Below are 240 nucleotides of genomic sequence, written 5' to 3' on the forward strand. Positions count from 1 at the left end.
CGGTAATGATCACCGCACGAATCACTGAAGTGCCGGAGAAGATCGCCCGGGTCGGCAGTCAGTTCTGGGTGGTCAAGCCGGAGTTGGGGCTGATCAAGACCCAGAATCTGGAAACCCTGGTCACCGGGCAATATTTGGAAGTGCATCCGGCGGCGAAAAACCTCGGCCCGCAGAAGAACTTCGTTGCGCTGGCCAATCCGCCGGAAGCGAGCAAGCAAGAGGCTGGCTTGAGTCTGGTGC

General features: G+C 59.2%; 1 protein-coding gene. It reads left to right on the forward strand.

The window, feature by feature from the left end; all coding sequences use genetic code 11:
• Positions 1-29: 29 nt before the first annotated feature.
• On the forward strand, positions 30-240 hold a 211-nt coding region (locus ACR9ZK_RS23260), incomplete at its 3' end, for a hypothetical protein (RefSeq protein ID WP_481344276.1).

It is taken from the genome of Monashia sp. HAY1-5C (assembly GCF_056755255.1).